This is a genomic window from Citreicoccus inhibens, from assembly GCF_019039035.1.
Taxonomy (GTDB): Bacteria; Myxococcota; Myxococcia; order Myxococcales; family Myxococcaceae; genus Citreicoccus; species Citreicoccus inhibens.
The window spans coordinates 150,528-175,029 of record NZ_JAHNZT010000008.1 but is presented as its reverse complement, the minus strand read 5'-3'; the positions used below and the strand labels follow the sequence as shown (position 1 = coordinate 175,029).

Genomic DNA, 24,502 nt, shown 5'->3' with positions numbered 1-24,502 from the left:
ATGCCCGACACTGCGAGGGCTCGTGCCAATCCCGTGGCGAGCGATCAAGACATGTCCGATTCCATTCCGAGCCCGGGTCCAGAGGGGGAGCCGGCTCCGCTTCCTCTTCTCCACATCCACGACCGTTCGACGGAGCGCGGCACCGCTGTCCCGGAATGGGTCCAGGCTCGGGCGCTTCGCGACGGTCAGGTCGATCCCCAGCAGGAGCGTGTCCTGCTCGGGGTGCTCAACGCCGAGCTGCGGCGGCGCGGCCAGCCACTCGACGTGCTCGAGTTTGGCTGCGGCGCGGGGCACCACGCGACGCTGTTCGAGTCCCTGCCGCTCTTGCGCTACCACGGCTACGACGTGGCGGAGTCGCTCGTGGCGTCGCTGCGCAAGGCCGCGCCCGAGGCGCCTCGGCCGCTGGACGCGCGTCTGTTCTGCGGGCCGGACGCTCGCGCCGCGCTGAAGGGCAAGCGCTTCGACGTCGTCTTCACCGTGTCTGTTCTTCGGCATGAGCCGCCCGCGCGCATTCCGGCGCTGTTGGAGTCGCTGGCGGAGTGGGTGAGCCCCGAGGGCTCCCTGTGTCTGATTGAGAACGAGCACGTGCCGTTCCCGGTCTGGGAGCAGGGCGCGCCGGATGCGTGGTTGCATCCCTTGGCGGACGCGATGCCGAGCGGATGGGATGTCCACCACGGCGTCGGCTTGCTCGCGGGGCGCGACGTCTATGTGTTCCGCCGCAATGGCGAGCGACCTCGGCGCTTCTTCCAGTTCCTCTCGCCCGAGCGCGCGTCCGACGAGGGCCTGCCGGTGACGGCGGAGGCGCTGCAGGCGCAGGCCCTGCCGCGGCTGCGCGTGTGGGCCGAGCGCGCCGAGCAGGGATTGCGTGGCGCGGGGCCGGAGACCGCGACGGCGGGACTGCGCGCCCAGCTTGCCCAGGAGCGCGAGCGCACCGCGCGACGCCAGCGGATGTCCACGCTGGCGGATGCGCTGGTTCGGGTGCGCACCGAAGTCGCCGAGGCGCCCACCCGATTGACCCCGGCCGAGCCCCCCGCGCCGGCGCATGCACCCACGCAGGACGGCGTCGTCATCGATGCCCTCATGGACACGCAGTGGGCCCATGCGGAGCCGCGCCTGTCCCGCCTGGTGCATGTCTTCCATCAGGAATGGCATGGCATCCGCGCGGCCGCGGGATACGCGCCCGGTCGCAAGGTGGCCATCACCGCGGATCGCCCCCTGACGGAGTCGGACCTGCGCCGCGTGGCGGAGGCCTGTGAGCGGTTCGGCTCGCGCGCGGTCCTCTTCCACGGCTTCTCGCCCAATGCGCTGGAAGTGGCGCGGATGCTGCGCCACGTGTTTGGCCATGCGGTGCGGCTGTACTGCGCGTGGCATGGCTCCACGACGCAGTTCCACTTCGACGTGGAGGTGAAGACGTTCTCGCAGCTCCTGGAGTTGCGGGCGGACGGGACGCTGGACGGGCTGGCGTGCGTCAAGCCGGAGATGAGCCTGCTCTCGCCGCTCATCCATCCGCGGACGCTGCTCAACCTGCCGCCCCGCATCGCGCCCGAAGCGCGGCGGTACCGGACGCCGTCCACGCGCGCGGCCTTCGTGCCCACGCCGGCCAACTGGTGGAAGAACTTCTTCACCAACGTCTTCGTCGCGGCGACGTCGTCGAGGCTGGACACGGTCTTCGTCACCAACCCCTTCCACTCGAACCCGGTGATGCCGGTGCGCGCCTCGGTGGTGAACGCGGGGCGGTTGGATCGCGCCGCGCTGTTCCGCCTCATTGGCGAGGTGGATGTGCTCTTCAACGTCACGTTGACGGAGTGCCAGCCGATGACCGCGCTGGAGGGACTGGCGCACGGCGTGGCGTGCCTCACGGGGCCCCTGTCGCTGGGCGCCTTGGATTCCCATCCGTATCAGCGGCTGGTTCAGGTGACGGGGACCGGCTCGCTCGGAGAGATGAGCACGGCCTTGGAGCGGCTCCTGGTGCTCCGCGAGCGCTCGCCCGATGAATATGCACAGACGCTCGACGACTATATCCGCGTCCTCTGCTCCGAGGCCGTCCACCGCTATCTCGAGTTCACGCAGCCATGAGCGTCACGCGCGTCTGCCTCGTCACTGACGAGCTGTACCCCTTCACCGCTGGCGGCATCGGCCGCATCAATCACAACCTCATCCAGGACTCGCTCCAGCACGCCCCGGACGTGGAGTTCCACGTCCTCCTCCCGGACTCGGTGGGCATCCAGCCGGAGCGGGTGGAGCTGTTCTTTGGCGGCCGGGTGAAGGCGCACGTCGTTCGCTATCGGCCGCCGCACCAGCGCACCGCTGACGCGGATGGCACGTACCCACCCCTCGCGGCGTTCCGGCACGCGCGCTGGCATGGCGAGTCACTGGAGTTCATGCGCTTCCTCAAGGCCCGCGAGGCCGAGGGCTTGCGCTTCGATGTCATTGAGTTTCCCGACTTCCACGGGTGGGCCTTCTGCTCGCTGCAGGAGAAGCACCTGGGGCTGGCGTTCCGGGACACCACCATCGCCGTGCGGCTGCACACCAGCTACGGCGTGCTGATGAACCAGGAGCCCAACACCCTGGAGGTGGAGAACGTGGGCCGGTTCGAGATCGAGCGCAAGTCGCTGCTCGACGCGGACCACGTGGTGGCGCACCTGGGCTGCATCGCGGAGTTCAATCGGAGCTACTACGGCTTCGATGCGTCGTGGATGCGCAAGGTGACGGTGGAGTTCCCTCCGGTGGTCGTGGACGCGCCACCGCCCGGGGACGCGCTGGCTCGGGTGCCGCCGCACAAGCGCAACCTGCTGTTCATCACCAAGATTCAGCAGGTGAAGCGGCCGGACATGTTCGTGCGAGCCGCGGTGCTGCTGATGCGAACGTGGAAGGCCTATGAGGGCCTGGCCGTGTTGGCCTGCCACTGCTTCGAGCCGGACTACCTGACGTACATCAAGTCCCTGGTCCCGGCGGATCTCCGCGCTCGCTTCGTCTTCACCAAGCCGGGGCCGGACCGCGAGGCGCTGATGCGCTCGGGGGTGGTGGTCATCACCTCCGACTTCGAGTCGCTCAACCTGACGGCCTACGAGGCGTCCGCGGCGGGCAGTCAGGTGGTCCTCAACGGGAAGTGCCTGGCCTTCGGAGACGACAGCCCGTTCGTCGATGGCGTCAACTGCCAGAAGTACGACGGCGGCTTGGATGGTCTGGCCGAGGCGATGCGGCGCGCGCTGGAGGGGCCCCTGCTGCCGCCGGTGGCATGGAGCGTGGCGCGGCCCTTCTGGGAGACGCGCAAGCCCACGCCCGTGAAGGCGCCCGCGCGCACGCCGCTCGTGAGCGTGGTCATCACGAACTACAACCTGGGCCGCTATCTGCCCGAGGCGATCCGCAGCGTCGCGGCCAGCACCTATCCGGAGGTCGAGGTCATCGTCGTGGACGACGGCTCGACGGACCCCTTCGACGCGCACGTGCTGTCGCGGCTGGAGCGCGCGGGCGACGCGGGGGTTCGAGTGCTCCGCTCGCCCATCAATCGGGGACTGCCGGGGGCGCGCAACCTGGGCCTGCGGGCCGCGCGTGGCGAGTACGTCCTCCCGTTGGATGCCGACGACTGCATCGGGCCGGAGTTCCTCGCGCACGCGGTGGCGGCGCTGGAGGCACGTCAGGACTTCTCGGGCGTGGTGCCCACGGCGGGTTCCTTCCACTCGGACGAGGAGCTGGCGGCGCGGCAGTTCGTGGACTTCATCACCTTCCTGGGGGACTGCCCGACGTACTCCCTGGTGATGAACCGCATGTCGTGCGCCACGGCGCTCCTGCGACGCTCGGTCTTCGAGCAGTACCGCTACAACGAGTCGCTCCACACCTACGAGGATTGGGACCTGTTCCTGCGGCTCGTGCAGGGGGGCCACCGCTTGCTGGTGACGAACCAGGTGCACTTCTTCCACCGGCGTCGCCCTGGCTCGATGCGCTCGCCGATGGACCGGCGGCAGCACTTCCAACTGCTGGTGAGCATGTACGAAGGGCTGACCGGCCCTTTGCATCCTTCGGTGCGTCTGTTCGCGCTGCTGTCGCATTCGCGCGACGCGATGACGGACCCCTTTGGGGCGTTGCACCCCGCCGCTGGAGGGGACGCCGTGCCCGCGCCCGCGTTGGTGCCTCCGAGCGTGGGAGTCGAGGCTCGGCCCCTGCGCTACAACGTGGTGGACATGATGAACTCCGCCATCAAGCAGGTGCCGCTGGTGCACCCCATGCTGAAACAGGTGGTGGGGCTGACGAACCGAGAAGGCTCCGAGAGCGTGCCGCTGCGCTACTCGGTGGTGGATCGGGTGAACACCACGCTCAAGCGCGTGCCCTTCTTGCACCGCAGGCTGAAGAAGGTCGCTGGCCACGACGAGCCGTGACGCGCGCGGGGCTCACGGAGCCCCGCCCTCGTGGAGACCTCAGGTCCGGGCCGTGCCGTTCCGGCCGCCCGCGAGCCACGCGGGGACGAACATCATCGCGATGAGGAATGCTGGATATTGGTAGCGCATGTCCGGCGATGGGATGAACAGGGCAAGTCCCGCGGTGTGCAGCAGCAGCGGGATGAGGACGGTGGCTTGTCGCCACGTCCGTTGCCGGACGCAGACCACGATGCACGCAAGGAGCGCGAGGTAGAGCGGCACCGCGGGGCGCCACAGCACCCACGACACGTCTGGGTTCAGTGAGGCCTCCACACCTGTCAACAGGCGTTGGCCCAGCGCCGGCAGGATGGGGGCGGGGTGCAGCTCGTGTAGCTCCGCGGCCATTCCGACGGGCATGGTCGTGAACTGGCCTGTCGAGTCCCTCCATGCCGGGTTGGTGTTCATCCAGTCGGCTCCTTGGTGGATTCGCCAAAGGACAGAGCTGGCACACGCGAAGTGGTTCATCACGGGCTTTGGATCGCGCAGCGTGAGGCGCCCCAGCAGGGCTGGGAGCTCTGGCGCGTGGCGGCGGAGTGCCTCCACGTTGATGTGCCCGTCGAACAGCGTGAAGACGTTGCTGAAGCAGTGGTAGTTCCACCTGTCCGCGCGCGGACGGATGTCGTCGAGGATGGCGGCCTCCTCGGGGGTCACGGTCGTGCCGCTCGCGACATGGGCGCCCAGGTATCCGAGCAGGGTGGTGCCCGCGGGGCCGGGGACCGCGTCATAGACGCGGAAGATGAGCGCGCGGCTCCCCGCGCTGAGTGCGAAGGTGGTGACGAGCACCAAGACCGCGAGCCTCCACTCGCGCGGGCGAAGCGCGATCAACGCGAGGGCCGTGCCGAGCACCGCGGGAGCGCCATTGTGCCGGGTGAGGAGGGTGAGGGCTCCGGTGATGATCACGCCGGCCCAGAATCCAAGCCCTGGCGTTTCGGTGCGAGTCGCGGCGCGAAACACCAGGAGACTGAGCGCGAGCATCGCCAGGCTGAAGGGAATGTCCTTCCACAAGGTCGAGAGCATCACGCCATTGACCGGCGAGAGCGCCATCACCGCGGCGGTGAGCAGAAGCGCCCACCGGGGCGCGCCAGCTCGCTTCAACAGGAGGGTGCCCCACGCGAGGAGCCCGCCTGCGGTGAGAATCTGCGCGAGCACCGCGATGGCGGGCGTTCGCCACAACACAAAGAGCCAGTGCAGCATGAAGGTGTGGAAGACGGGGTGCGCATCGTTCATGGACCCCCAGTTCGCCTGGTTCCACTGGTCCGCCGAATCCGAGGTCAGCACGCCGGGGTACACCGCGAGAAGCCACAGGCAAGCAACCGCGACCAGGGGCACAGCGTGCGCCGCGTCTTGCCAGCTCGCGGGCGTGGTGAGGCGCGGCTCCCAACTCGGGCGGCTCGACAGCCACAGCCCCAGGAAGAGCAGCAGGGCGCTGAGGGCGAGCACATGCGCGGCGTGGAAGCACAGTCGGTCCAATGTGCTGCTGGGGGGCACAGCCAACGGCACCATCCGCTCCGAGGGCTCGCCCTCGTGCAGGTCCACCCGCTCGGTGCGGTTGTTCCATGTGTACTCGGTGACGCTTGAGTGGGGGGGAGCCTGGAGCACGAGCGTCATCGCGCCGGACACCAATCCATGCCACTGGAGCTTCGTGGGTTGCTGTGGCGTTGAGACCCAGACGCCGTCGTCGCGAAGCTCCCAGCTGTCTGCCTTCTCGGGGCGCCATTCGTTGGGCTCCACCGTGCTCCCATCGGCGCGTCTCAACGCCTTGACCCAGACCTGGCTGTGGCCCGTGGACGGCGCGTGCTCCTGCGTCGCAGTGACCTCCAAGGTCATCGCATCCGGAGACCGGATGAAGTGCAGAGGAAGGGCGCGCAGCAAGCCGAACGACATCACCGCGCAGGTGACGCACCACACCAGCCGGAGCCGGGGGGGACGCGTGGTGAGCTGCGCCGCGATGAAGGGCAGGGCGAAGCGATGCAGCAGGTACGCGAGTGTCAGCCCGATGACGAGGAACGCTCCCCCCTCGAGGGCGCCTGCCGGGCCGCGCCGCGGCCAGGCATGCACGGCGAAGGTCCACAGCACCGCGCCAGACAACAGAAGACTCAGCGGGCCCTGCCATGCGGATGGCCGAGAATGCGCGAGCGAAACAGGTGTGGGAGCCGAGGGCGCGGGGGATTGCATCGCAGGGCTTCGTACCGTAAGGAAGCTTGAATTCAAACGGGAGGATGCGGTGCATCTCCCGCTTGCACGCACGCCTACGGGGCCGGACCGAAGGGCGGGGAGGACTCCATCGTGTCGCTGCTATTCATTTGCGTGGCCGTGGCCTTCTTTGGGTGGATCTTCTCCCAGTTCGGTTCGTGGCTGGCGGCGCGGCATGCCGTCACCTGGTACCTGGTCAGCGGCTTCATCCTGGTGGCGGCCATTCGTCCGGATTGGCTGTTGCCGGTGGCGCATCTGTTGGGCATCACCTTGGTCAGCAACATGGTCCTCGCGGGCCTGACCATGTTCCTGTTCGTGCAGATGCTGGAGCAGTACGCGGAGAACAACGGCCTGCGCCGGCAGATGGTGCGCATGGTGTCTTCACTGGCGGCGGACACGTTCCCGGCCCGTGAGCGTGAGGCCTCGGACCCGCGGACTCGGGTGCTCGTGGTGCTGCCCTGCTACAACGAGTCGGAGAGCCTCCCGGTGCTCGTGCCGCGCCTCACGGCGCTCCAGCGCGCGACGCCTGAGTTGGACCTGGACTTCTGCATCGTCAACGACGGCTCGGTGGATGCGACGCCCGCGGTGCTGCGGCGCCTGGCGCCCCACCAGCACGTGACGCACCACACGAACATCGGCGTGGCGGGCGGCCTGCGCACGGGCTTCCTCATCGCGCAGCGGACAGGCGCGCACTTCGCGGTGCAGTGTGACTCGGATGGCCAGCACCCCATCGAGTCCATCCCGGATGTGGTGCGTGTGGCCCGTGAGCGCTCCGTGGATCTGCTCATCGGCTCGCGGTTCGCGGGGGGGGGCGCCGAGGGCAAGGACACGCTGGCGAGCACCACGCGGATGCGCCGCGCGGGCGGCATTGTCGTCAGCACGCTGCTGGGCCTCTTTGGTCGCGGTGCGCGCGTGTCGGATCCCACGTCGGGCTTCCGCGTCTACTCGCCGCGCGCCATGGCCACGCTGCTTCGCTGGATGCCGGACGAGTACCCGGAGCCCGAGTCCATCGCGCTGGTGGCCTTGAACGGACTGCGCGTGGAGGAGACCGCCGTGGTGATGAGCCCTCGCACGACGGGAACGTCCAGCCTCAGCGGCATCAAGAGCCTGCGCTTCATGACGAAGGTCGCGTCCGCGCTCCTGGGGCTGCGCCTGCGCTCAATGCCGCAAGCCAGCCCGGCCTCCGTCCCCACGGAGTGACGCGAGTCAGCGCTTCGTTGCGCCGCGCCCCTTGGGGCCCGGTTCGAGGCGAGCGAGGCGTGCCTCCACGTCCCGTCGCCACTGCGCCTGCGTGCGCGCATGCTCGCGCTGGTTCTCGATGACGGTGGCAAGGGCGTCGAGGATGGACTCGTTGAACTCCACCTGACGCCGCAGCATCTCGTTGATGAAGGGCTGGAACGTGAAGCGGAAGGCGCGCTTGACGGCCACCAGCACCGGGCCCACGCCGGGACGGTGGGACGTGGCGGGCTCGGCATGGCGCGAGTCCATCTTCCCGCGCGCTTCCTGGAGCAGGGTTGGCCACTCGGCGGCCACGGGGGTCCGCGTGGAGGACTCCAGTGCCTCGCGCAGGGCCTGCTGCGCCTTCGGGTCGGGCTCGGGGAGCTGACGGGTGTGCGCGGCGACGGCCTCGGCCGTGGGCGACTGGGTCAGCAGATCATCCGCGTTCATGCAGGGGGCCGCCTCGGGAAGAGAGGGATTGGAGCAAGGCTTCGACCGTGGCGTCGAGGCTGTCGGGCGCAAGCTCGAACAGGCGTGCTCCCAGTCGCTGGGATGCGTCGCCCTCCGCGCGTGCCTCGGTGGCGGAGCGCGCGCCCCAGGCCGGCGCGGAGGCAAGGGGCAAAAGCGTGGCCGCGACCTCGGTGTCCACGCCCAAGTAGACATGGGGCGCGGACGATGCGCGCGCGGCGGTCTCCATCGCGGACGAGCCAGGCAAGGGCTCCGCGGGAAGTCCCACGGGTTGATCCGCCGTGAAGTGCCACACGGGCGGGCCGTCGATGTGCTCGGGGCCTGGGGCAGCGCGCGGCGCGAGGGTGCGTGGGCGCAGGGCCAGCACGCGCGCTCCGGGCACGCGCGAAGCCAGCGCACGCGTCAGCCGGGACATGGGCGCGTCCGGGCGCAGTGAGTAGCCCGGGCAGATGAGCTCGACGCGGGCGGGCTCCGGGGGCGCGGGAAGGGCGGGCATGCGCCCCTCGAAGCAGGCGGACAAGGCCTCGCGCACCTGCTCGGCGACGAGGTCCTGGGAGAACGCGGCCACGCGGGCCCGCTGCGCGTCGATGACTTGCGTGCGGAGGGGGGCCGAGCGCTCCAGCACGGCGAGGAGCTGCGCGACCTCCATTGGATCTCGCGAGAGGGTGGCGATGCCCGCGCCGGCCATCGTCTCGGGCACGGCGGCCGCGGCGTGGGCCACGACGGGGACGCCTCGGTACATGGCCTCCAGCAAAGGCACGCCGAAGCCTTCATGGCGGCTCATGGACAGGTAGGCCGTGGCCACCGAGAAGCACGCGGAGAGCTGCGCGGCGCTCACGCGGCCGAGGAAGTGGACGCGCTCGGGGCCCAGCAGGTCCTTGAGGCCCAGGAGGAATGCGCCGTAGGGCGAGTCGCGGTTGAGCGCGCCCGCGATGAGCAGGCGGCTTCGGGGCTGGTACAGGCGCTGGTACGCGGTGAAGACGCGCAGCACGTCATCCATGCGCTTGCTGGGCACGGCGCGGCCGACGAAGAGGATGTTGGCGCAGCCGTCGTCCAGCTCGGCCTGGAGCGTGGCGTCCGGGGGCGTGTCGAAGCAGCTCCAGTCAATGGCGAAGGGCAGCACTGCGACGTGGCGGTATCCGGCGGCAGCCAGCTCCTCGGCGCTGAAGCGCGAGTAGGCGAAGGCCGCGTCCATGTGCTCGCGCATGGCGAGCAGCTCCGCGCGGGCCGCGTCGCAGGCGATCGCCACCTTGCGCTCGAAACCCTCGAAGAGTCGGGCGGGCGTGACGTTGTGGTACACGAGCAGCTTGCGGCCAGGCGACCGGGCAATCATCGGCACCATGCGCGACTCGAAGCTGTGGTGGACGATGAGCACCGAGTCTCGCGAGGCCTCGCGGGGGTAATCTCGCGCGGGGCGGACCTGCTCCCGGCACGAGTCGTCCCATTGCTCCGCGTAGATCTCCGAGACATGGCCCCACGAGCGCAGCAGGCTTTGCAGGTAGCGGACCTGGTTGCCGACCGCATCTCCCCAGGCCAACCGGGCAACGAACTGGTGGATGTGCCGGGGCCCGTTGGTCCCCGCCGCCTCTGGCCGAGTCTTCACGGGCGGCACCCTTACAATCCTCCTGTCCCGACGTACAGGGGCGCCTCGCGCGGTGCCTTGACGGGGGGGACCCCCTCCAGTACGCAGGCTCGTCTTCTCACGTGGCGGGCCCTCGGGAATTGGGAATGAACGTTCTGGTGACAGGCGGCTGTGGCTTCATCGGCTCCAACCTCGTGAAGTACCTGCGCCGCGAGCGACCGGACTGGAAGGTCGTCAACCTGGACCGGCTCACCTACGCGGGCAACCTGGAGACGCTCGCGGACCTGGAGGGTGACCCAGGCCACGTCTTCGTGCGCGGAGACATCGGCAACCGCGAGTTGGTGGAGCACCTGATGGCCCAGCACGCCATCGACGCGGTGATGCATCTGGCGGCCGAGAGCCACGTGGACCGCTCCATCCTCGGGCCCGAGGTGTTCATCACCACGAACGTGCTGGGCACCCAGCAGCTCCTGGAGGCGTCTCGCGCGCGCGGCGTGCGTCGCTTCCTCATGGTGTCGACCGACGAGGTCTATGGCTCGCTTGGCCCCACGGGCGCCTTCACCGAGTCCTCGCCGCTGCAGCCCTCCAGCCCCTACTCGGCCTCGAAGACGAGCTCGGACCTGGTGGCGCTCGCGTACCACCATACGTTCCAGCTCGACGTGGTGGTGACGCGCTGCTCGAACAACTACGGGCGCTACCAGTTCCCCGAGAAGCTGATTCCCCTGATGGTCGTCAATGCGCTGCATGACAAGCCGCTGCCTGTGTATGGCGATGGCGGCAACGTGCGCGACTGGCTGCACGTGGAGGACCACTGTCAGGCGTTGCTGCTCGCGCTGGAGAAGGGGCGGGCGGGCGAGGTGTATAACATTGGCGGGGGCGCCGAGCGCCGCAACCTGGAGATCGTCCGGAACATCCTGGCGCTCCTGGGCAAGCCCGAGTCCCTCATCCGCTTCGTGACCGACCGGCCGGGACATGACCGGCGCTATGCCATTGACCCGTCGAAGATTCGCGCGGAGCTGGGCTGGAAGGCGGCGCACACCTTTGAGCAGGGCCTGGAGCAGACGGTGCGTTGGTACGTCGACAACGCGGCCTGGTGGGAGCGCGTGATGAGCGGCGCGTATCGGCAGTACTTCGACACGCAATACCAGACGCGGCTCCACGGCCGGGGAGCCTGAGGCCACCATGCGCTTTCTCGTCACGGGTTCGAACGGACTGGTGGGGCGGCGGGCGTGCGCGCTGCTGGCCCAGGAGGGACACGAAGTGGTGGGCCTGGGCCGAGGCCCGCGCCGAGCCCCCGGCGACTTCCGCTACGCGTCGGTGGACCTGACGCGCGAGGCAGAGGTGGTGGAGGCCTTCCAGGCGGCTTCACCCGAGGTCGTCATCCACTGCGCCTCCATGACCGAAGTGGACGCGTGCGAGAAGGACCCCGAGGCGGCGTATGCCGGCAACGTGTCCGCGACGGCCTTCGTGGCGCGGGCCGCGCAGAAGGCGGGCGCGCATCTGGTGCATGTGTCCACGGACTACGTCTTCGATGGAGACGCGGGGCCGTATGACGAGGCGGCGGTGCCGAACCCTCGGGGCGTGTATGCCATCACCAAGCACATGGGCGAGCAGGCCGCGCGGGTGCTCGCGCCGGGCTGTGCGATTGCGCGTACGGCGGTGGTGTATGGCTGGCCCGCGGTGGAGGGGCGGGTGAACTTCGGGGCGTGGCTGGTGGGCGCGCTGGAGAAGGGCCAGCCGGTGAAGCTCTTCGAGGACCAGGTGGTGTCCCCGAGCCTCGCGGACAACGTGGCGGCCATGCTGGTGGAGTTGGGCACGCGGCGTCTGGGCGGCGTGTGGAACACGTGCGGCGCCGAGGTGTTGGACCGCGTGGCCTTCGGGCGCGCGGTGTGCGCGGTGTTTGGCTTTGACCCGGCGCTGATCGTCCCGACTCGGATGGCGGACCTGAAGCTCCCCGCGCCGAGGCCGCTGCGCAGTGGCCTGAAGACGGACAAGGCGCGGGCCCAGTTGACGCAGCGACCGATGGCGCTCGGCGATTCCCTGTCGCGCTTCCACGCGGCATGGAAGGCGGCGCGCGAGGTGCGGCCATGAAGGGAATCGTCCTGGCGGGAGGCTCGGGCACGCGCCTGTACCCGCTGACGCGCGTGGTGAGCAAGCAGCTGCTGCCCGTGCACGACAAGCCGATGATCTACTACCCGGTGTCCACGCTGATGCTGGCGGGCATCCGAGAGTTGCTCATCATCTCCACGCCGCAGGATCTGCCGCGCTTCCGCGAACTCTTGGGCGATGGCTCCCAGTGGGGCGTGTCCTTCCAGTACGCCGAGCAGCCGCGACCCGAAGGGCTGGCGCAGGCGTTCGTGATTGGGCGCGACTTCGTCGGAAAGGATCCGGTGTCGCTCATCCTGGGCGACAACATCTTCTACGGGCACGGATTGAGCGAGCAGGTGCAGCGCGCGGCGCGGCGGGACTCGGGCGCGACCGTGTTCGGTTACTACGTGAAGGATCCGGAGCGCTACGGCGTGGTGGAGCTGGACGCCCAGCAGCGCGCCCTGAGCATCGAGGAGAAGCCGGCGCGGCCCAAGTCGAACTACGCCGTCACGGGCTTGTACTTCTACGACAACCAGGTGGTGGAGATCGCCCGCGACCTGAAGCCGAGCCGCCGGGGCGAACTGGAGATCACCGACGTGAACGCGGAGTACATGCGTCGGGGGCAGCTCACCGTGGAGTTGATGGGGCGCGGGTATGCGTGGCTGGACACGGGTACGCACGAGTCGCTCATGCAGGCGTCCAACTTCATCCAGATCATCGAGCAGCGGCAGGGCCTGAAGGTGGCGTGCCTGGAAGAGATTGCCTTTCGCATGGGGTACATCGACGCGGTGCAGCTCTCCCGTCTGGCCGAGCCCATGCGCAAGAACGAGTACGGCCAGTACCTGCTGGCGCTCAGCGAGAATCGAGGAGCGGTGTCGTGAAGGTGATTCCCACCGAGCTTCCCGGAGTGCTGCTCCTGGAGCCGAAGGTGTTCGGAGATGACCGGGGCTTCTTCCTGGAGACGTTCCATGCGGGCCGCTATGCGGACGTGGGCATCCCTGGGCCCTTCGTGCAGGACAACCTGTCGCGCTCGGTGAAGGGCACGCTGCGCGGGCTGCACTTCCAGGAGCCGCAGGCGCAGGGGAAGCTCGTGCAGGTCCTCGCGGGCGCGGTGTGGGACGTGGCGGTGGACATCCGCCGCGGGTCGCCGCACTTCGGTCAGTGGATGGCGGTGGAGCTGTCGGCGGACAACAAGCGTCAGCTCTGGGTGCCTCCGGGCTTCGCGCACGGCTTCTGCGTGCTCAGCGACTCGGCGGACTTCTCATACAAGTGCACGGAGCTGTACGCGCCGAACTGCGAGCACGGCATCGCGTGGAATGATCCCGACCTGGGCATTCCCTGGCCCGTGAATCCGCCGCTCCTGTCGCCCAAGGATGCTCGGGCGCCTCGGCTCAAGGATGCTCCCGTGCTGCCCGTGTTCGCTGGGTGAGGGACGGCCCTCAGGGGGCGATCTCGGGCGGCAGGTCGGCGCGGCATCGCGCGATGGCGGACTGGGCATCGCGCGCCTTGGGGAACAGTTTCAGGACCTCGCGATACGTGCGGATGGCGGACTCGCAGGCGCCATCGCGGGCCTGGGTGTTGCCGCGATTCATCAGCGCGGTGGCCTTCGAGACGTTCGTGCGCAGCTCCTCCAGGCGCGGCTCGGCCGCCGCCAGCTCTGGCGCGCTGTCGAGGATGGCCTGGGCATCTCCCAGCTTGCCCGTGGCCAGTTCGAGGTTGGCGCGGAAGAGCAGCTCGCGCGCCTGACGCTGTTCATCGGGCGTCGCGGGGCCTGAAGGGCGAGGCACCGCGTCCGCCGTGGATGGCGCGGAGTCTGCGCCCGGTCCGCCCGTGGGTGCCGTGATGGCGGGCACGGTGTCGGTTGAGGGCGTCACCGTGCGGCCATGGGGCGTCGCGCCCGTCGCCGCCTCGCCTCCGACCGTCGTCGGCGCTGCCGTGGCTGGTTCGGTTCCGGGGGCGGGCCGCGCAGCGCCTTCCTCATGGGGCTCGCGCGTGGGGGCTGACGTGCCGTCTGCGGTAGCCGCGCCTGGCGCTGGAGCCGTCCCCGCCGCGGGGTCGAGCGCGGGCCGCGCAGCCACCTGGGTCGAAGGCCCCGCGGGAGACATGGTGCGCAGGTGCACGATGCCCAGGCCCGCGGCCATCATGATGCCGCCCACCACGATGGCGCTCAGCAGGCCGCCTCGCCGGTTCGCGGGGGGGGCGTAAGGCGACGCGGGGAGGGCGGTCTTGTCCAGCCCGTCGGACATGGGACGGGAGATGGGCATTGCGGAGGTGGGCGTGGCACCCTGGGCGGGCTGTCCGAGGGACGGAGGCCCTGCCTTCCTCGCGGCGTCGGGCGTGGTGCCTGTCGCGGATGGCGCGCGCGCGCCGGACGGCGCCGACGTGGGCGTTGCACCGGGCGCGGGCTGCGTGAGTTGAATGGGCACCGCGGGCATGGCCGCGGCGGGCGTGGCGCCTCGAATGAGGGTGGCTTCGGTGCCATCGCCGTAGAGCAGGGTGCCGGGCGTCTGAGGCGCACCGGGCGCGCCTCCTGGCACCGGGGTGAGGCTGAGCGCCGAGCGCCCCGTCAACGTGGGCAGCGCGTTGCTCAAGTCCGAGGCGAAGGCCTCCATCGTCGCGTAGCGCTCGACGCGGTTCTTCGCGGTGGCCTTCTGGATGACCGCGTCGAGCGCGGGCAGTTGGAGATCCGGGCAGAGCTCCGCCAGCCGGGGCATGGGCTGGTGCACCTGCTTCTGCATGATCTCCGGGATGGTGGTCCCGTCGAAGGGCTGGCGGCCCGTGAGCATCTCGAACAGGACGATGCCCACGGCATACACGTCCGCGCGCGCGTCGGCGTCCAACCCCAGCACCTGCTCCGGCGCCATGTAGCGAGGCGTCCCCGCCACCGCGCCTTGCACCGTGAGGCGAGGCGCGCCGTCCGCGATGCGCGCGATGCCGAAGTCGAGCACCTTCACGTGGAAGCCGCGCAGGCCCTGCCGGACCATGATGTTCTCAGGCTTGAGGTCGCGGTGGATGACCTGTCGTGCATGCGCGTACGCGAGCACGTCCGCGACCTGGAGCATGATGTCGCCCGCCTCATGGGGTGGCCGGCGCCCAGCCGCGTGCAGCACGCGCTTGAGGTCGTCTCCCTCCACATACTCCATGGAAATGTAGAGGCCGCCTTCCTCGTCCTGCCCGAAGTCGTGCAGCATCACCGCGTTGGGGTGCGCCACGCGCGCGTAGCTCTTCGCCTCGTTGAGGAAGCGCCGCGCGACGTCTGGATCCATGGACAAGCCGCTGTTGAGGAACTTGAGCGCCACCTGTTGGCCAATGCCCACCTGCTCGGCCAGATAGACAGAGCCCATGCCGCCCTGACCCAACCGCCGCAGGATGCGGTAGCGCCCGGCCACCACGCGGCCCAACATCCGGTCCTCGGTGGGCGCGAGCGTGAGCAAGTGGGTGCCGCCGCACGCGGGGCAGGCGCCATTCCAGGTGTCGTGCTGGGCCTCGCAGCGCTGGCAGATGTGGATGGGCATAGGTCCGGACGCGCCTCGTCAGCGGGTGGAGGTGGCGGCGTAGCGTTGGAAGAGCAGCCGCTCCAACTCGCGCGCACCGGCTTCGGGAGACTGTGATTGCGCCGTGGCCGCGCGAAGCACGTCGGTGCGCGAGTCCTGGGGCAGCTCCGCTTCCATCACCGCGAGCGCGCCCGGGAGATCTCCCGCCTGTTGGAGCGCGGATGCGCGCCAGACGCGGTACTCGGGACGCGCGGGAGCCGCCGCGGCGGCCTGCGCGAACAGGGCCTGGGCCTTGCGCGCATCGCCCGAGCGCAGCGCCGCCTGACCCTCCAGGAACGGGAGCTGCGAGGCGGCCTGGGCCGCGGGCTCGCCCGTGTCGCGCGCGAGGTCGAACAAGGCGCGAGACTCGCGCAGCCGCTCCGGCTCCACGGCCTCACCGGAGAGCGCGTTGCCATGGAGCGTCTCGGTGGCCGCGCGACACGCCGCGCTCAACCGAGTCCCCATTCCCCCGAGGTCCACGCCCAGGTATCCCTGCGACACGAGCGTGGCCAGCACGTCTCCGGCCGAGCCCGGCCCCACGAGCTTGCCCGCTTCCAGCGCGGCGAAGAACGCGGACTTCAGCTCCACATGGCGCGCGGTGAGGTCGACCGGTGCCTTCTTCCTGCGGTACGCCGCCTTGAACTGCCGCTCGCACAGCTCCAGTTCGCGCTTGGCCTTGCCGCGGTCCTGGATGTCCGGCGCGCTGCGCAGATAGGCGCGGTACGCGACGCACGCGCCCGCAACGTCCTTCGCCCCGAGCCGCGAGCGCGCCAATCCCAGATACGCGGGCAGCGTGGTGGGGCTGGCGCGGGTGGCCTGGAGGAACAGGCGCGAGGACTCCGCATACTTCTTCTTGTTGTAGAGGCGCTGGCCCTCGGCCACGAGCCCGTCGCCGTTGCCCACCGAGGGGCCCACCAGCGGCTCCGCCAGGCTCGCGGTGGACAGCGCGAGGACGGCAAGGAGACACACGCGGCGCAGGTCAGAACGCATAGCCGAATCCTCCGCGGAAGTTGCTGGTGCCCGAGATGTTCTTCGTCAGCGAGAAGCTGTGCTGGTACGCGGCCGAGGCGTAGAGCCCTTCGTAGAGGAACACGCGCAAGGTGGCCTGCCCCATGGCGTGTACGTCCAACGTGTAGAGGCCATCGGAGAAGAGCTGTCCTTCGCCGCGCTCCTTGAGCAGCACGCCTTGCAGCTCCAGCCCCGCTTGCGCGGCCAGGGCCACGGGGCCGACCACCCATCGCAGCTGCGGCTGGAGCGCGCGCACGCGCAGGAACTGCGCCTTCACGTCGAGCGAGCCGCGGCTCTTCACCGCGTCCACGCTCTCTCCAGCGGCCTCGTCCGGCACCGTGACGCCCAGCGTCCAGGTGTCGCCGGTGGTGTAGTAGCTGCCGCCCACCAACATCACGCCGAAGAACTTGCCGTAGCGCCCGTATTCGAGCCCGAACCCTTGAACGCGCTGCCGGCCGGGAGCGCGCACGTCCTGCGTGCGGAAGGCCTGGAGCGGATCCGGCGAGTTGACGGGGCGCGTCTCCACGGAGGACCCGGTGAGGCGGTTCGACTCGATGGAGACCTCCAGGTAGCTCTTCAAGTCATACGTGGCCTCCTGCCGCGCGCGCATGGCGAGTTTGAAGGACTGCAACCCGGTGGGCTTCAAGGCCTGCTCCAGCGTGAAGGTCTCTCCCGGCTGGATGACCGCTTGGACTTCGTGGGGCAGATAGCCTTCCTGCGTCAGCGTGAGCACATGCGTCCCCGGCTGGATGCCCTGGTCCACCGCGTTGATGCCCACGCGCTGCCCGTCCACGAGGATCTCAGTGCCCACGGGCGCGGCCTTCACCACCAGCCGCGCGGGCACTTTCTCCAACGCGCGCTCGACCTTCACCTTCTCGCGCGAGCCCACCTGCCGGGTGACTTCCCAGGGCAGGTGCGACGCGAGCTCGAAGCGAAACGTGTGCTCGCCTGGGAGCAACTCGGCGGTGAAGGGACTGGTGCCCATCTTCACGCCGTCGATGAAGACCGTGGCGCCCGAGGGCTGGCTCACCGCTTCCACCGTGGCGTTGATGGAGAGGAACTTCACCAGCGCGCCCGCGAGCGCCTTCTCGAAGACCGGATTGGCGGCCTCCGCTTGCGTGCGCGCGCCCGTGTCCGTGCGCACGCTGACGGCGCGGAAGCGATAGCCCGCGTCATCCTGTCCGCCTTGCACCAGCACCACGCGCTCGATGCCGAGCGAGGCGACATAGCTCTCCAAGGGCTCACGGCAGCTGGCTGTCCCGGAGACGCAGCGCAGATCGCCGCGTCGTCCCTTGAGCCAGGCGGTGAGCGCGTCGCGGCCCACGCGCTGCGCGTCGCGCGTTTCGGGCGGGAGCAGGGCCGCGATGCCCGATTCGGTGCGCTGCACGAGCGCGTCCTGTCCGGGGTAGAGCGGTTGCACGAGCCACACCGTGGCGGGCTCGGCGGGCGTGGCGCCCGCGGCGAGCGCCAGGCTGACAGTCAGGAGGCATGAGACGAACATGGCGTCCTCTTCAGAAGACACTTCAGACAGGGAGGCATCGCGCCCCAGGCCACCGTCCCCCCCACCAGGGTCTAACGTCCAAGCACGGCACCCTGCCTAGGGGAGCACCGTGCGCATGGCACCTGCCTGGGAGGGATAACATGTTTTGCTTTGCGGGTGGCACGGTGGGCCGGCGACCGGGCGGCCGGGGGCTCGGGGCCGAGGGGGCGGCCTGCGCGGCGGGTGATGCCCATGCTCTTCCAGGTCACTCGCAGGTCGTCTCCCGGAGGAGGCCCCATGGTCCTGCCCGGCAAGGGAATAGGGTGGAAGACATTCCTCGTGGAGCTCAAGAACGAGTGGACACGGGACAATGTCAGCGACGTCGCGGGCTCTCTGACGTTCCGCGGCATCCTGGCCCTCTTTCCGTTCCTCCTGTTCCTTGTCTCGCTGGCGGGGGTGCTCATTGACCCGCATCAAGCCCAGACACTCATTCATGAGCTGTCACGGGTGGCGCCCAAGGAGGTGACGGCCATCCTGAGTCAGCGCATCCAGGCGCTCGCGGACAGCAGGCCGGTGGGGCTCTTGACGGTAGGTGGCGTGGGCGCGGTGTGGGCGGCGTCCGGCGGCATCTCCGCGTTGATGACGGCGCTGAACACGGCCTACGGCGTCCAGGAGACGCGGCCCTTGTGGAAGACGCGCGGCATCGCGGTGGCGACCACGCTGGTCACCGCGCTGGTGGCCATCCTGGCGGCGGTGGTGGCCGTGGCGACGCCCGCCGTCGCGGGCAAGCTGGGCGCGCACGCCCAAGCCGTGCTGCTGTGGCTGCGCCTCCCGGTCGCCGGCTTGATGATGATGTTCCTGTGGGCGGTGCTGTACTACGTGCTGCCGGACGTGGCGCAGCGCTTCCGGTTCATCACCCCGGGCTCGGTCGTGGGTGTCCTCATCTGGCTCGTCGCCTCGTGGGGCTTCTCCACGTACGTGGCCAACTTTGGCAAGTACGACGTGAACTATGGCGCCATTGGAGGCGTCATCGTGTTGCTGTTGTGGATGTGGATCTCCGCGCAGGTCATCCTGCTGGGCGCGGAGATCAACGCCATCCTCGGACGTCGGTCGCGGGAGCCTGGGAGTCCCGCCGCCCCTCGCGCGCATCCTCGGATGTCCGTCACGGAGCAGACCCAGGACGGCGTTCCGGATGAGCCCGAGGCGCAACCCGTGGCCCTCGCGCGCACGCCCTTGGCCGCGGCGGCGAAGTGGGTGGCGGGTCTGGGGGTGGGGCTGTTCCTGTTCCGGCGGGGAGAGAGCCGCTGACGAGAGTGGCCTGCAATCCAAGGTGTTGAGCGTTGACGGGGTTCGGTGAGAGGCTGGCGCGTCCCTGTCTGGCGCGCGGAGCATGCAAGGCGTTGCGCTGGGCTGGGGCGAAGCAAACTGCTCTCCCGGAGATGTGATGCCTCGCCCGTTCGCCGTTCGACTCCTGCCCATCTGGGCTCCGCTGGCGCTCCTGTGTCTGGGGGGATGTGGTGGCAAGAGCGAGCCACCTCCTTCGTCCCAGTCCTCCGATACGAGCGCGCCGAGCACGCACGCCAACCCAACGGCCGGCACGTACTCGAACCAGGTCTCGGTCGAACTGACGTGCAACGATGGCAGCGGCAGCGGGTGCTCGGCCACGTACTTCACGCGCGATGGCTCGACGCCCACGACGCAGTCCTCCCTGTATCAGTCGGCCATCGTGGTGCGCGCGGACACGACCCTGCGCTTCTTCTCGGTGGACAAGGCCGGCAACGCCGAGGCTCCGCGTCAGGAGCAGTACGTCATCGTGCAGAAGCCCGTGGACACGGTGGCGCCCGAGACGAGCGCGTCGCCCGCGGGGGGCGCCTTCAACAGCTCTCGCTTCGTGTCGCTCGAGTGTCGTGACCTGGGGTTGGGGTGCGCGGCCACGTACTACACGGTCGATGGCTCGACACCGACGAAGCAGTCGCCTCGGTACACCGCGCCGCTCATCGTCGGTCAGTCCATGCAGGTGCGGTTCTTCTCCGTGGATCAGGCCGGCAATGTGGAGCAGGTGAAGACGGAGGCGTATGTCATCGACACCCAGGCGCCCTCGGTGTCCGCGGCACGCCCCGGTGGGAAGTTCCAGGGCACGCTGTCCCTGGCGCTGTCCTGCGATGACGGCCAGGGCTCCGGATGCAAGGACCTCTACTTCACGCGCGATGGCTCCACGCCGACCACGTCCTCCGAGCGCTACACCGCGCCGCTCTCCCTGTCAGCGACCACCACGGTGCGCTTCTTCGCGGTGGACCTGGCGGGCAACGCCTCGGCGCCGGTGACGGAAGTGTACGTGTGGGAGCCGCCCTTGCCGGAGGCCGCGGCGAGTCCTCGGGGCGGGGTGTTCAAGGACGGGCCGCAGGTGGCGCTCACGTGCGTGGATGGACCGGGCCTGGGGCCCTGCGCGTCCATTCATTACACCGTGGATGGCGCGGTGCCCACGCCGGCCTCCACGCGCTACACCGCGCCCATCCAGCTCACGAGCAGCACGCAGCTGCGGTTCCTCGCGGTGGGCACCACCGGCAAGGCGGGCGCCGTGGTGAGCGAGATGTACAGCCTGGACACGGTGAGTCCCGTCACGCAGGCCAGCCCCGCGGGCGCGATGTATCGGGACCCGGTGGACGTGAAGCTCCTCTGCACGGACGCCAACGGCTGTCATGCGACCTACGTCACGCGGGATGGCAGCATCCCGACGACGACGTCGCCGCGCTACACCGAGCCGCTGCACCTGACCGAAGAGACCACGCTGCGCTTCTACTCGGTGGATGTGGTGGGCAACGTGGAGGCGGTCCGGAGCGAGCACTACGCGTTCGATCGCCTCCCGCCGACGACCCAGGCGAACCCCGGAGGTGGCACCTACGTGGCGCCCCTCTTCGTCGCGCTCGGCTGCGATGACGCCGTGGGCAGCGGCTGCGCCACGACGCGCTACACGCTGGATGGCTCGGATCCGAACACCAGCTCCACCGCGCTGGTCTATGCGAATCCCATCTCGCTCCGCGGAAAGGTGCAGCTCCGGTATGCCTCGGTGGACAAGCTGGGCAACGTCGAGTCCGCGGGCTCGCAGTCCTATACGGTTCTCGACTCGCCGGGCGCCGTCTCCACGCAGATCGCCGCGGTCCGGACCTCGACCCCTGGCACGGATTTGAAGCTGCCCATCGGGGGCGCCTTCGTCACGGGCGTGACGCCGCAGGGGGGCAACGCGCTCAACGATCCCGCGGGCTTCTTTCTCCAGGCAAGCCAGGGGGGCTCGGCAATCTTCGTCGCGGTGGACCCCACCACCCTCTCGCCGCCCCTGGCCGTGGGAGACCTCGTGGGCCTGACGGTCACCGCGAAGGCGGTCGTCAACGGGATGCAGCGCGCGGTGGCGATCGCCGACCTCCAAGTCTTCGCGCGCAACCAACCCCTGGTGTCGCTCGTTCAGGACGTGAGCGCGGTGGACCTCGTGGGTTCAGCGGCCAATTACGAGGCGAAGCTCATCCATGTGCGAGGGGCGCTCACCGAAGACTTCAGCGGCGCGGGGCCGGGCTTCGTGCAGGCCACCCTCTCCACGGCCGGGACGCCGCAGGGCCCCGCGTCGAGCGCCAACCTGCACTTGCGGATGCTCGCGTCCGTCCAGTCCGCGCAAGCCCTTGGGACGGGGTGCATGGTCTCCGTCCAGGCTCCGCTGTGGCTCTATTCGCCCCCTGCCGGTTCGGTGATGGTCCAGCCCTCGGCCTGGGACTCCTCGGCCGTGTCGTCGGTCACGTGTCCTGCCCCGCGCGTGGTGTCGGCACGGGCCACGAGCCAGGGCGAGGTGACGGTGCGCTTCAGTCGCGCGATTGCGCCCGACAGCGTGGATGCGGCTGGCAGCCAGTTCTCCCTGGCGCCGGCGGGCGTCACGGTGACCTCCGCCACGGTGAACGGCCGGGACGTGAAGCTGACCACGGGCGAGCATTCCCCGACGACGCACTACACCCTCTGGGCGACTCGAACCGTTCGCGACACGCGGGGCACGCCAATGGACCAGGACGGCAGCACGGGCTTCCTGGGCTCCGGCCCTCCGGCCCAGCTGCGGCTGACGGAGGTGGCGCCCAATCTGTATGGCGGTCGCGACCTCTTCGAGCTCTTCGTCGTGAGCGCGGGCAGCGTGGATGGGATGACCCTGGTCGATGGGAGCAGCACGCTCGCCACCTTGCCGGGCGCCTACGTCCAGGCGGGGGACGTCATCGTCATCCACATGCTTCCCGGAACGCCGGCGGCCAATGATCCCCCGCGCTCGGAGCTCCTGAGTCCGCAGGAGTTCGCCTTGGCGCACTACCCCGACAACTACGACACCGCTTGGGACTTCCTGGGCGGGCCCATCAACATCGCCTACCCAGGCAACCATCTGTTCCGCGTCAATGACCCTCAAGGCGTCACGCAGGACGCGCTCGCGGTGGTGAGCGGGGGCACGCAGTACGCGCCCTATCTCGGGTTCCTCCAGGACGCGCAGGCCCAGGGGCTCTGGCTCCCGGCCGATTGCGCGGGCCTGCCTTGCACCTACGGCTCCGCGCCGAGCGCGTTCAACGTGTCAGCGGATTGGGGCATCTCCTCGATGCCGAGCTACGCCGCGTATACGTTCCAGTCCCCGGCAGCGCTCGCCGACCACAGCACGGCTTCGGATTGGTTCGTCGGGCCGAGCACGCTCGGGTTCGAGAGCTTCTGAGCGCCGGGCCCGCGATGGTCTCGCGGGCCCAGCCTCGCGGCACTGGTGCGCCGGCTGACTACCGGCGCTTGAGCGCCGCGTCCGCGTGCTTCTCGCGGAACTCGGAGTAGGGGCCGTTGAAGTCGAGCACTTCCTTGCCCGTCTCGAGGCTCCACACGCGGGTGGCCACCTCGGAGATGAGCTCCTGGTCGTGCGTGACGACGATGACCGTGCCCTCGTACTTCTGGAGGCCCTCGGCCAGGGCGGCGATGGACTCCAGGTCCAGGTGGTTGGTGGGCTCGTCCAGCACGAGCACGTTGTCCTGCATGATCATCAGCTTGGACAACAACAGGCGCACCGTCTCGCCACCGGAGAGGGTGTCCGTGTTCTTCATGCGCTCCTCACCGGAGAAGAGCATGCGGCCCAGCACGCCGGAGATCTCCTCGTTGGTGAGCTTGTCGTGCAGGTCGCGCAGCCAGCCGAAGCAGGTGGTGCCCTTGCGCACGACGCCGTGGTGGTCCTGCGGCAGGTAGCCCACGGAGGCCATGTGGCCCCAGGTGAGCTTGCCGGTGTCGGACTCGAGCTGGCCGGCGATCATCTTCACCAGCGTGGACTTGCCCACGCCGTTGCGGCCGATGACGCAGATCTTCTCGCCCTTGCACACGAGCGCGTTGAAGGGGCGGATGACGGGCGTGCCGTCGAAGCTCTTGCTGATGCCTTCGATCATCAGCGTCTGCTTGCCGCTCACGACCTTCTGATCGAACCGGATGAATGGGCGCGCGATGTTGGAGCGCTTCAAGTCCTCCGTCTTCAGCTTGTCGATCTGCTTGATGCGGCTCTGCACCTGCGAGGCGCGCGTGCCGGCGTGGAAGCGGGCGACGAAGTCCTGGAGCTGGGCGATCTTCTTCTTCTTCTCGGCCGTCTCGGACTCGACGCGCGTGCGCAGCTGCGCCTTCTGCCGGACCATGTCGTCGTAGCCACCCGTGTACTGGATGATGGCCTCGTAATCGATGTCTGCGATGTGCGTGCAGATGGAGTTGAGGAAGTGCCGGTCGTGGCTGATGGTGATGAGCACGCCCTCGTACTCGTGGAGGAACGTCTCCAGCCAGCGGATGGAGTCGATGTCCAGGTTGTTCGTGGGCTCGTCGAGCAGCAGCCCCTCGGGCTTGCCGAACAGCGCCTGCGCGAGCAGCACGCGCAGCTTCAGGCCGCCAGTGAGCTGGCGCATGGGGCCTTCGTGGAAGGACTCCTCGATGCCCAGGCCCGCCAGCAGCGTGGCCGCGTCGCTCTCTGCCGAGTAACCGTCCTCCTCGGCGATGACGCCCTCCAGCTCACCCAGCCGATTGCCGTCCTCCTCGGTGATGTCGGACTTGGCGAGCAGCTGGTTCTTCTCGTGCATCGCGGCCCACAGGCCCTGGTTGCCCATGAGCACGACGTCCAGCACGCGGTCGTTCTCGTAGCGGAAGTGGTCCTGCCGGAGGATGCCCAGCTTGCGGGGGCGGATGATGTTGCCCATGTCCGCTTCCTCGTCTCCGGCGAGGATCTTCATGAAGGTGGACTTGCCGGCCCCGTTCGGACCGGTGAGGCCGTAGCGGCGCCCCGGCGAGAAGGTGACGTTGACCTCCTCGAAGAGCTTCTTGGGCCCAAAGGCCTTGGAGACGTTGATGACGTTGAACATGGCGGCGGCGTTGTAGCGGAAATGGCGCGGCGATCAACGGCGCGCGGTGAGAGCGTCACCGACAAGATGCCGGTGGACTGCCTGTAACCTCCCGGAGGGGCTGGAAAATGCCGGCCGGGCGCCGCGCCGGGGGG

At 69.2% G+C, this 24,502-nt stretch carries 16 protein-coding genes; 9 read left to right on the top strand and 7 right to left on the bottom strand.

Translation table 11 applies throughout. From position 1 onward, the window contains the following. Nucleotides 1-51: 51 nt before the first annotated feature. Together KRR26_RS13065 and KRR26_RS13060 are read left to right on the top strand one after the other, a co-directional pair. Nucleotides 52-2,076 carry a class I SAM-dependent methyltransferase gene (locus KRR26_RS13065; protein WP_217079969.1) on the top strand — a complete coding sequence of 675 codons (2,025 nt, stop codon included), beginning with the start codon at nucleotides 52-54 and terminating at the stop codon, nucleotides 2,074-2,076. Next, nucleotides 2,073-4,376 carry a glycosyltransferase gene (locus KRR26_RS13060; RefSeq protein ID WP_217079968.1) on the top strand — a complete coding sequence of 768 codons (2,304 nt, stop codon included), beginning with the start codon at nucleotides 2,073-2,075 and terminating at the stop codon, nucleotides 4,374-4,376. Before KRR26_RS13065 ends, KRR26_RS13060 begins: the two co-directional genes overlap by 4 nt. Nucleotides 4,377-4,415: 39 nt before the next feature. Here KRR26_RS13060 and KRR26_RS13055 read toward each other — a convergent pair whose 3' ends face one another. Beyond that, a complete protein-coding gene (locus KRR26_RS13055; protein ID WP_217079967.1) occupies nucleotides 4,416-6,503 on the bottom strand; it encodes a hypothetical protein in 2,088 nt (695 codons plus the stop codon). 198 nt (nucleotides 6,504-6,701) lie between these two features. Between KRR26_RS13055 and KRR26_RS13050 the strand changes: the two genes are divergently transcribed. Beyond that, entirely contained in the window at nucleotides 6,702-7,808 is a 1,107-nt protein-coding gene (locus tag KRR26_RS13050; protein ID WP_120208801.1) for a DUF2304 family protein, read from the top strand. A 6-nt stretch (nucleotides 7,809-7,814) separates the two neighbouring features. On the opposite strand, the gene KRR26_RS13045 is transcribed toward KRR26_RS13050, so the two are convergent. Continuing rightward, nucleotides 7,815-8,276, bottom strand: coding sequence for a hypothetical protein (locus KRR26_RS13045; protein WP_217079966.1), 462 nt, complete (start codon nucleotides 8,274-8,276; stop codon nucleotides 7,815-7,817). Further along, nucleotides 8,263-9,897, bottom strand: coding sequence for a glycosyltransferase (locus tag KRR26_RS13040; RefSeq protein WP_217079992.1), 1,635 nt, complete (start codon nucleotides 9,895-9,897; stop codon nucleotides 8,263-8,265). The genes KRR26_RS13045 and KRR26_RS13040 overlap by 14 nt, the downstream gene beginning before the upstream one ends. A 125-nt stretch (nucleotides 9,898-10,022) precedes the next feature. On the opposite strand from KRR26_RS13040, the gene rfbB reads away from it, so the two are divergent. The 4 genes from rfbB to rfbC are packed head-to-tail and all read left to right on the top strand — an operon-like array spanning nucleotide 10,023 to nucleotide 13,393. Continuing rightward, on the top strand, nucleotides 10,023-11,051 hold the full coding sequence (gene rfbB, locus KRR26_RS13035) for a dTDP-glucose 4,6-dehydratase (RefSeq protein WP_120208803.1): 1,029 nt from the start codon (nucleotides 10,023-10,025) through the stop codon (nucleotides 11,049-11,051). Nucleotides 11,052-11,058: 7 nt separating this feature from the next. Next, nucleotides 11,059-11,967, top strand: a complete 909-nt coding sequence (locus KRR26_RS13030) for an SDR family oxidoreductase (protein ID WP_217079965.1) — start codon at nucleotides 11,059-11,061, stop codon at nucleotides 11,965-11,967. After that, entirely contained in the window at nucleotides 11,964-12,845 is an 882-nt protein-coding gene (gene rfbA / locus KRR26_RS13025; protein WP_120208963.1) for a glucose-1-phosphate thymidylyltransferase RfbA, read from the top strand. The genes KRR26_RS13030 and rfbA overlap by 4 nt, the downstream gene beginning before the upstream one ends. After that, on the top strand, nucleotides 12,842-13,393 hold the full coding sequence (gene rfbC / locus KRR26_RS13020) for a dTDP-4-dehydrorhamnose 3,5-epimerase (protein ID WP_120208806.1): 552 nt from the start codon (nucleotides 12,842-12,844) through the stop codon (nucleotides 13,391-13,393). The genes rfbA and rfbC overlap by 4 nt, the downstream gene beginning before the upstream one ends. 10 nt (nucleotides 13,394-13,403) lie before the next feature. Here the strand turns inward: rfbC and KRR26_RS36760 are convergent, their stop codons facing one another. From KRR26_RS36760 to KRR26_RS13005, 3 genes are read right to left on the bottom strand one after another with little or no spacing between them, the layout of a single operon-like run. Then, the gene (locus tag KRR26_RS36760) at nucleotides 13,404-15,479 is read right to left on the bottom strand and encodes a serine/threonine-protein kinase (RefSeq protein WP_236068562.1); all 2,076 of its coding nucleotides are present in this window, start codon (nucleotides 15,477-15,479) and stop codon (nucleotides 13,404-13,406) included. An 18-nt stretch (nucleotides 15,480-15,497) separates the two neighbouring features. Further along, a complete protein-coding gene (locus KRR26_RS13010; protein ID WP_217079964.1) occupies nucleotides 15,498-16,487 on the bottom strand; it encodes a tetratricopeptide repeat protein in 990 nt (329 codons plus the stop codon). Then, nucleotides 16,477-18,006: a PEGA domain-containing protein gene (locus tag KRR26_RS13005; RefSeq protein WP_217079963.1), complete on the bottom strand. Its 1,530-nt coding sequence runs from the start codon at nucleotides 18,004-18,006 to the stop codon at nucleotides 16,477-16,479. The genes KRR26_RS13010 and KRR26_RS13005 overlap by 11 nt, the downstream gene beginning before the upstream one ends. Before the next feature lie 276 nt (nucleotides 18,007-18,282). On the opposite strand from KRR26_RS13005, the gene KRR26_RS13000 reads away from it, so the two are divergent. Then, nucleotides 18,283-19,293 (top strand): YihY/virulence factor BrkB family protein, encoded by a 1,011-nt coding sequence (locus KRR26_RS13000; RefSeq protein WP_120208812.1) that lies wholly within the window; start codon nucleotides 18,283-18,285, stop codon nucleotides 19,291-19,293. A 136-nt stretch (nucleotides 19,294-19,429) separates the two neighbouring features. Continuing rightward, on the top strand, nucleotides 19,430-22,711 hold the full coding sequence (locus tag KRR26_RS12995; protein ID WP_217079962.1) for a chitobiase/beta-hexosaminidase C-terminal domain-containing protein: 3,282 nt from the start codon (nucleotides 19,430-19,432) through the stop codon (nucleotides 22,709-22,711). A gap of 58 nt (nucleotides 22,712-22,769) precedes the next feature. On the opposite strand, the gene KRR26_RS12990 is transcribed toward KRR26_RS12995, so the two are convergent. Next, nucleotides 22,770-24,368: an ABC-F family ATP-binding cassette domain-containing protein gene (locus KRR26_RS12990; RefSeq protein ID WP_120208815.1), complete on the bottom strand. Its 1,599-nt coding sequence runs from the start codon at nucleotides 24,366-24,368 to the stop codon at nucleotides 22,770-22,772. Between the last annotated feature and the right edge of the window lie 134 nt (nucleotides 24,369-24,502).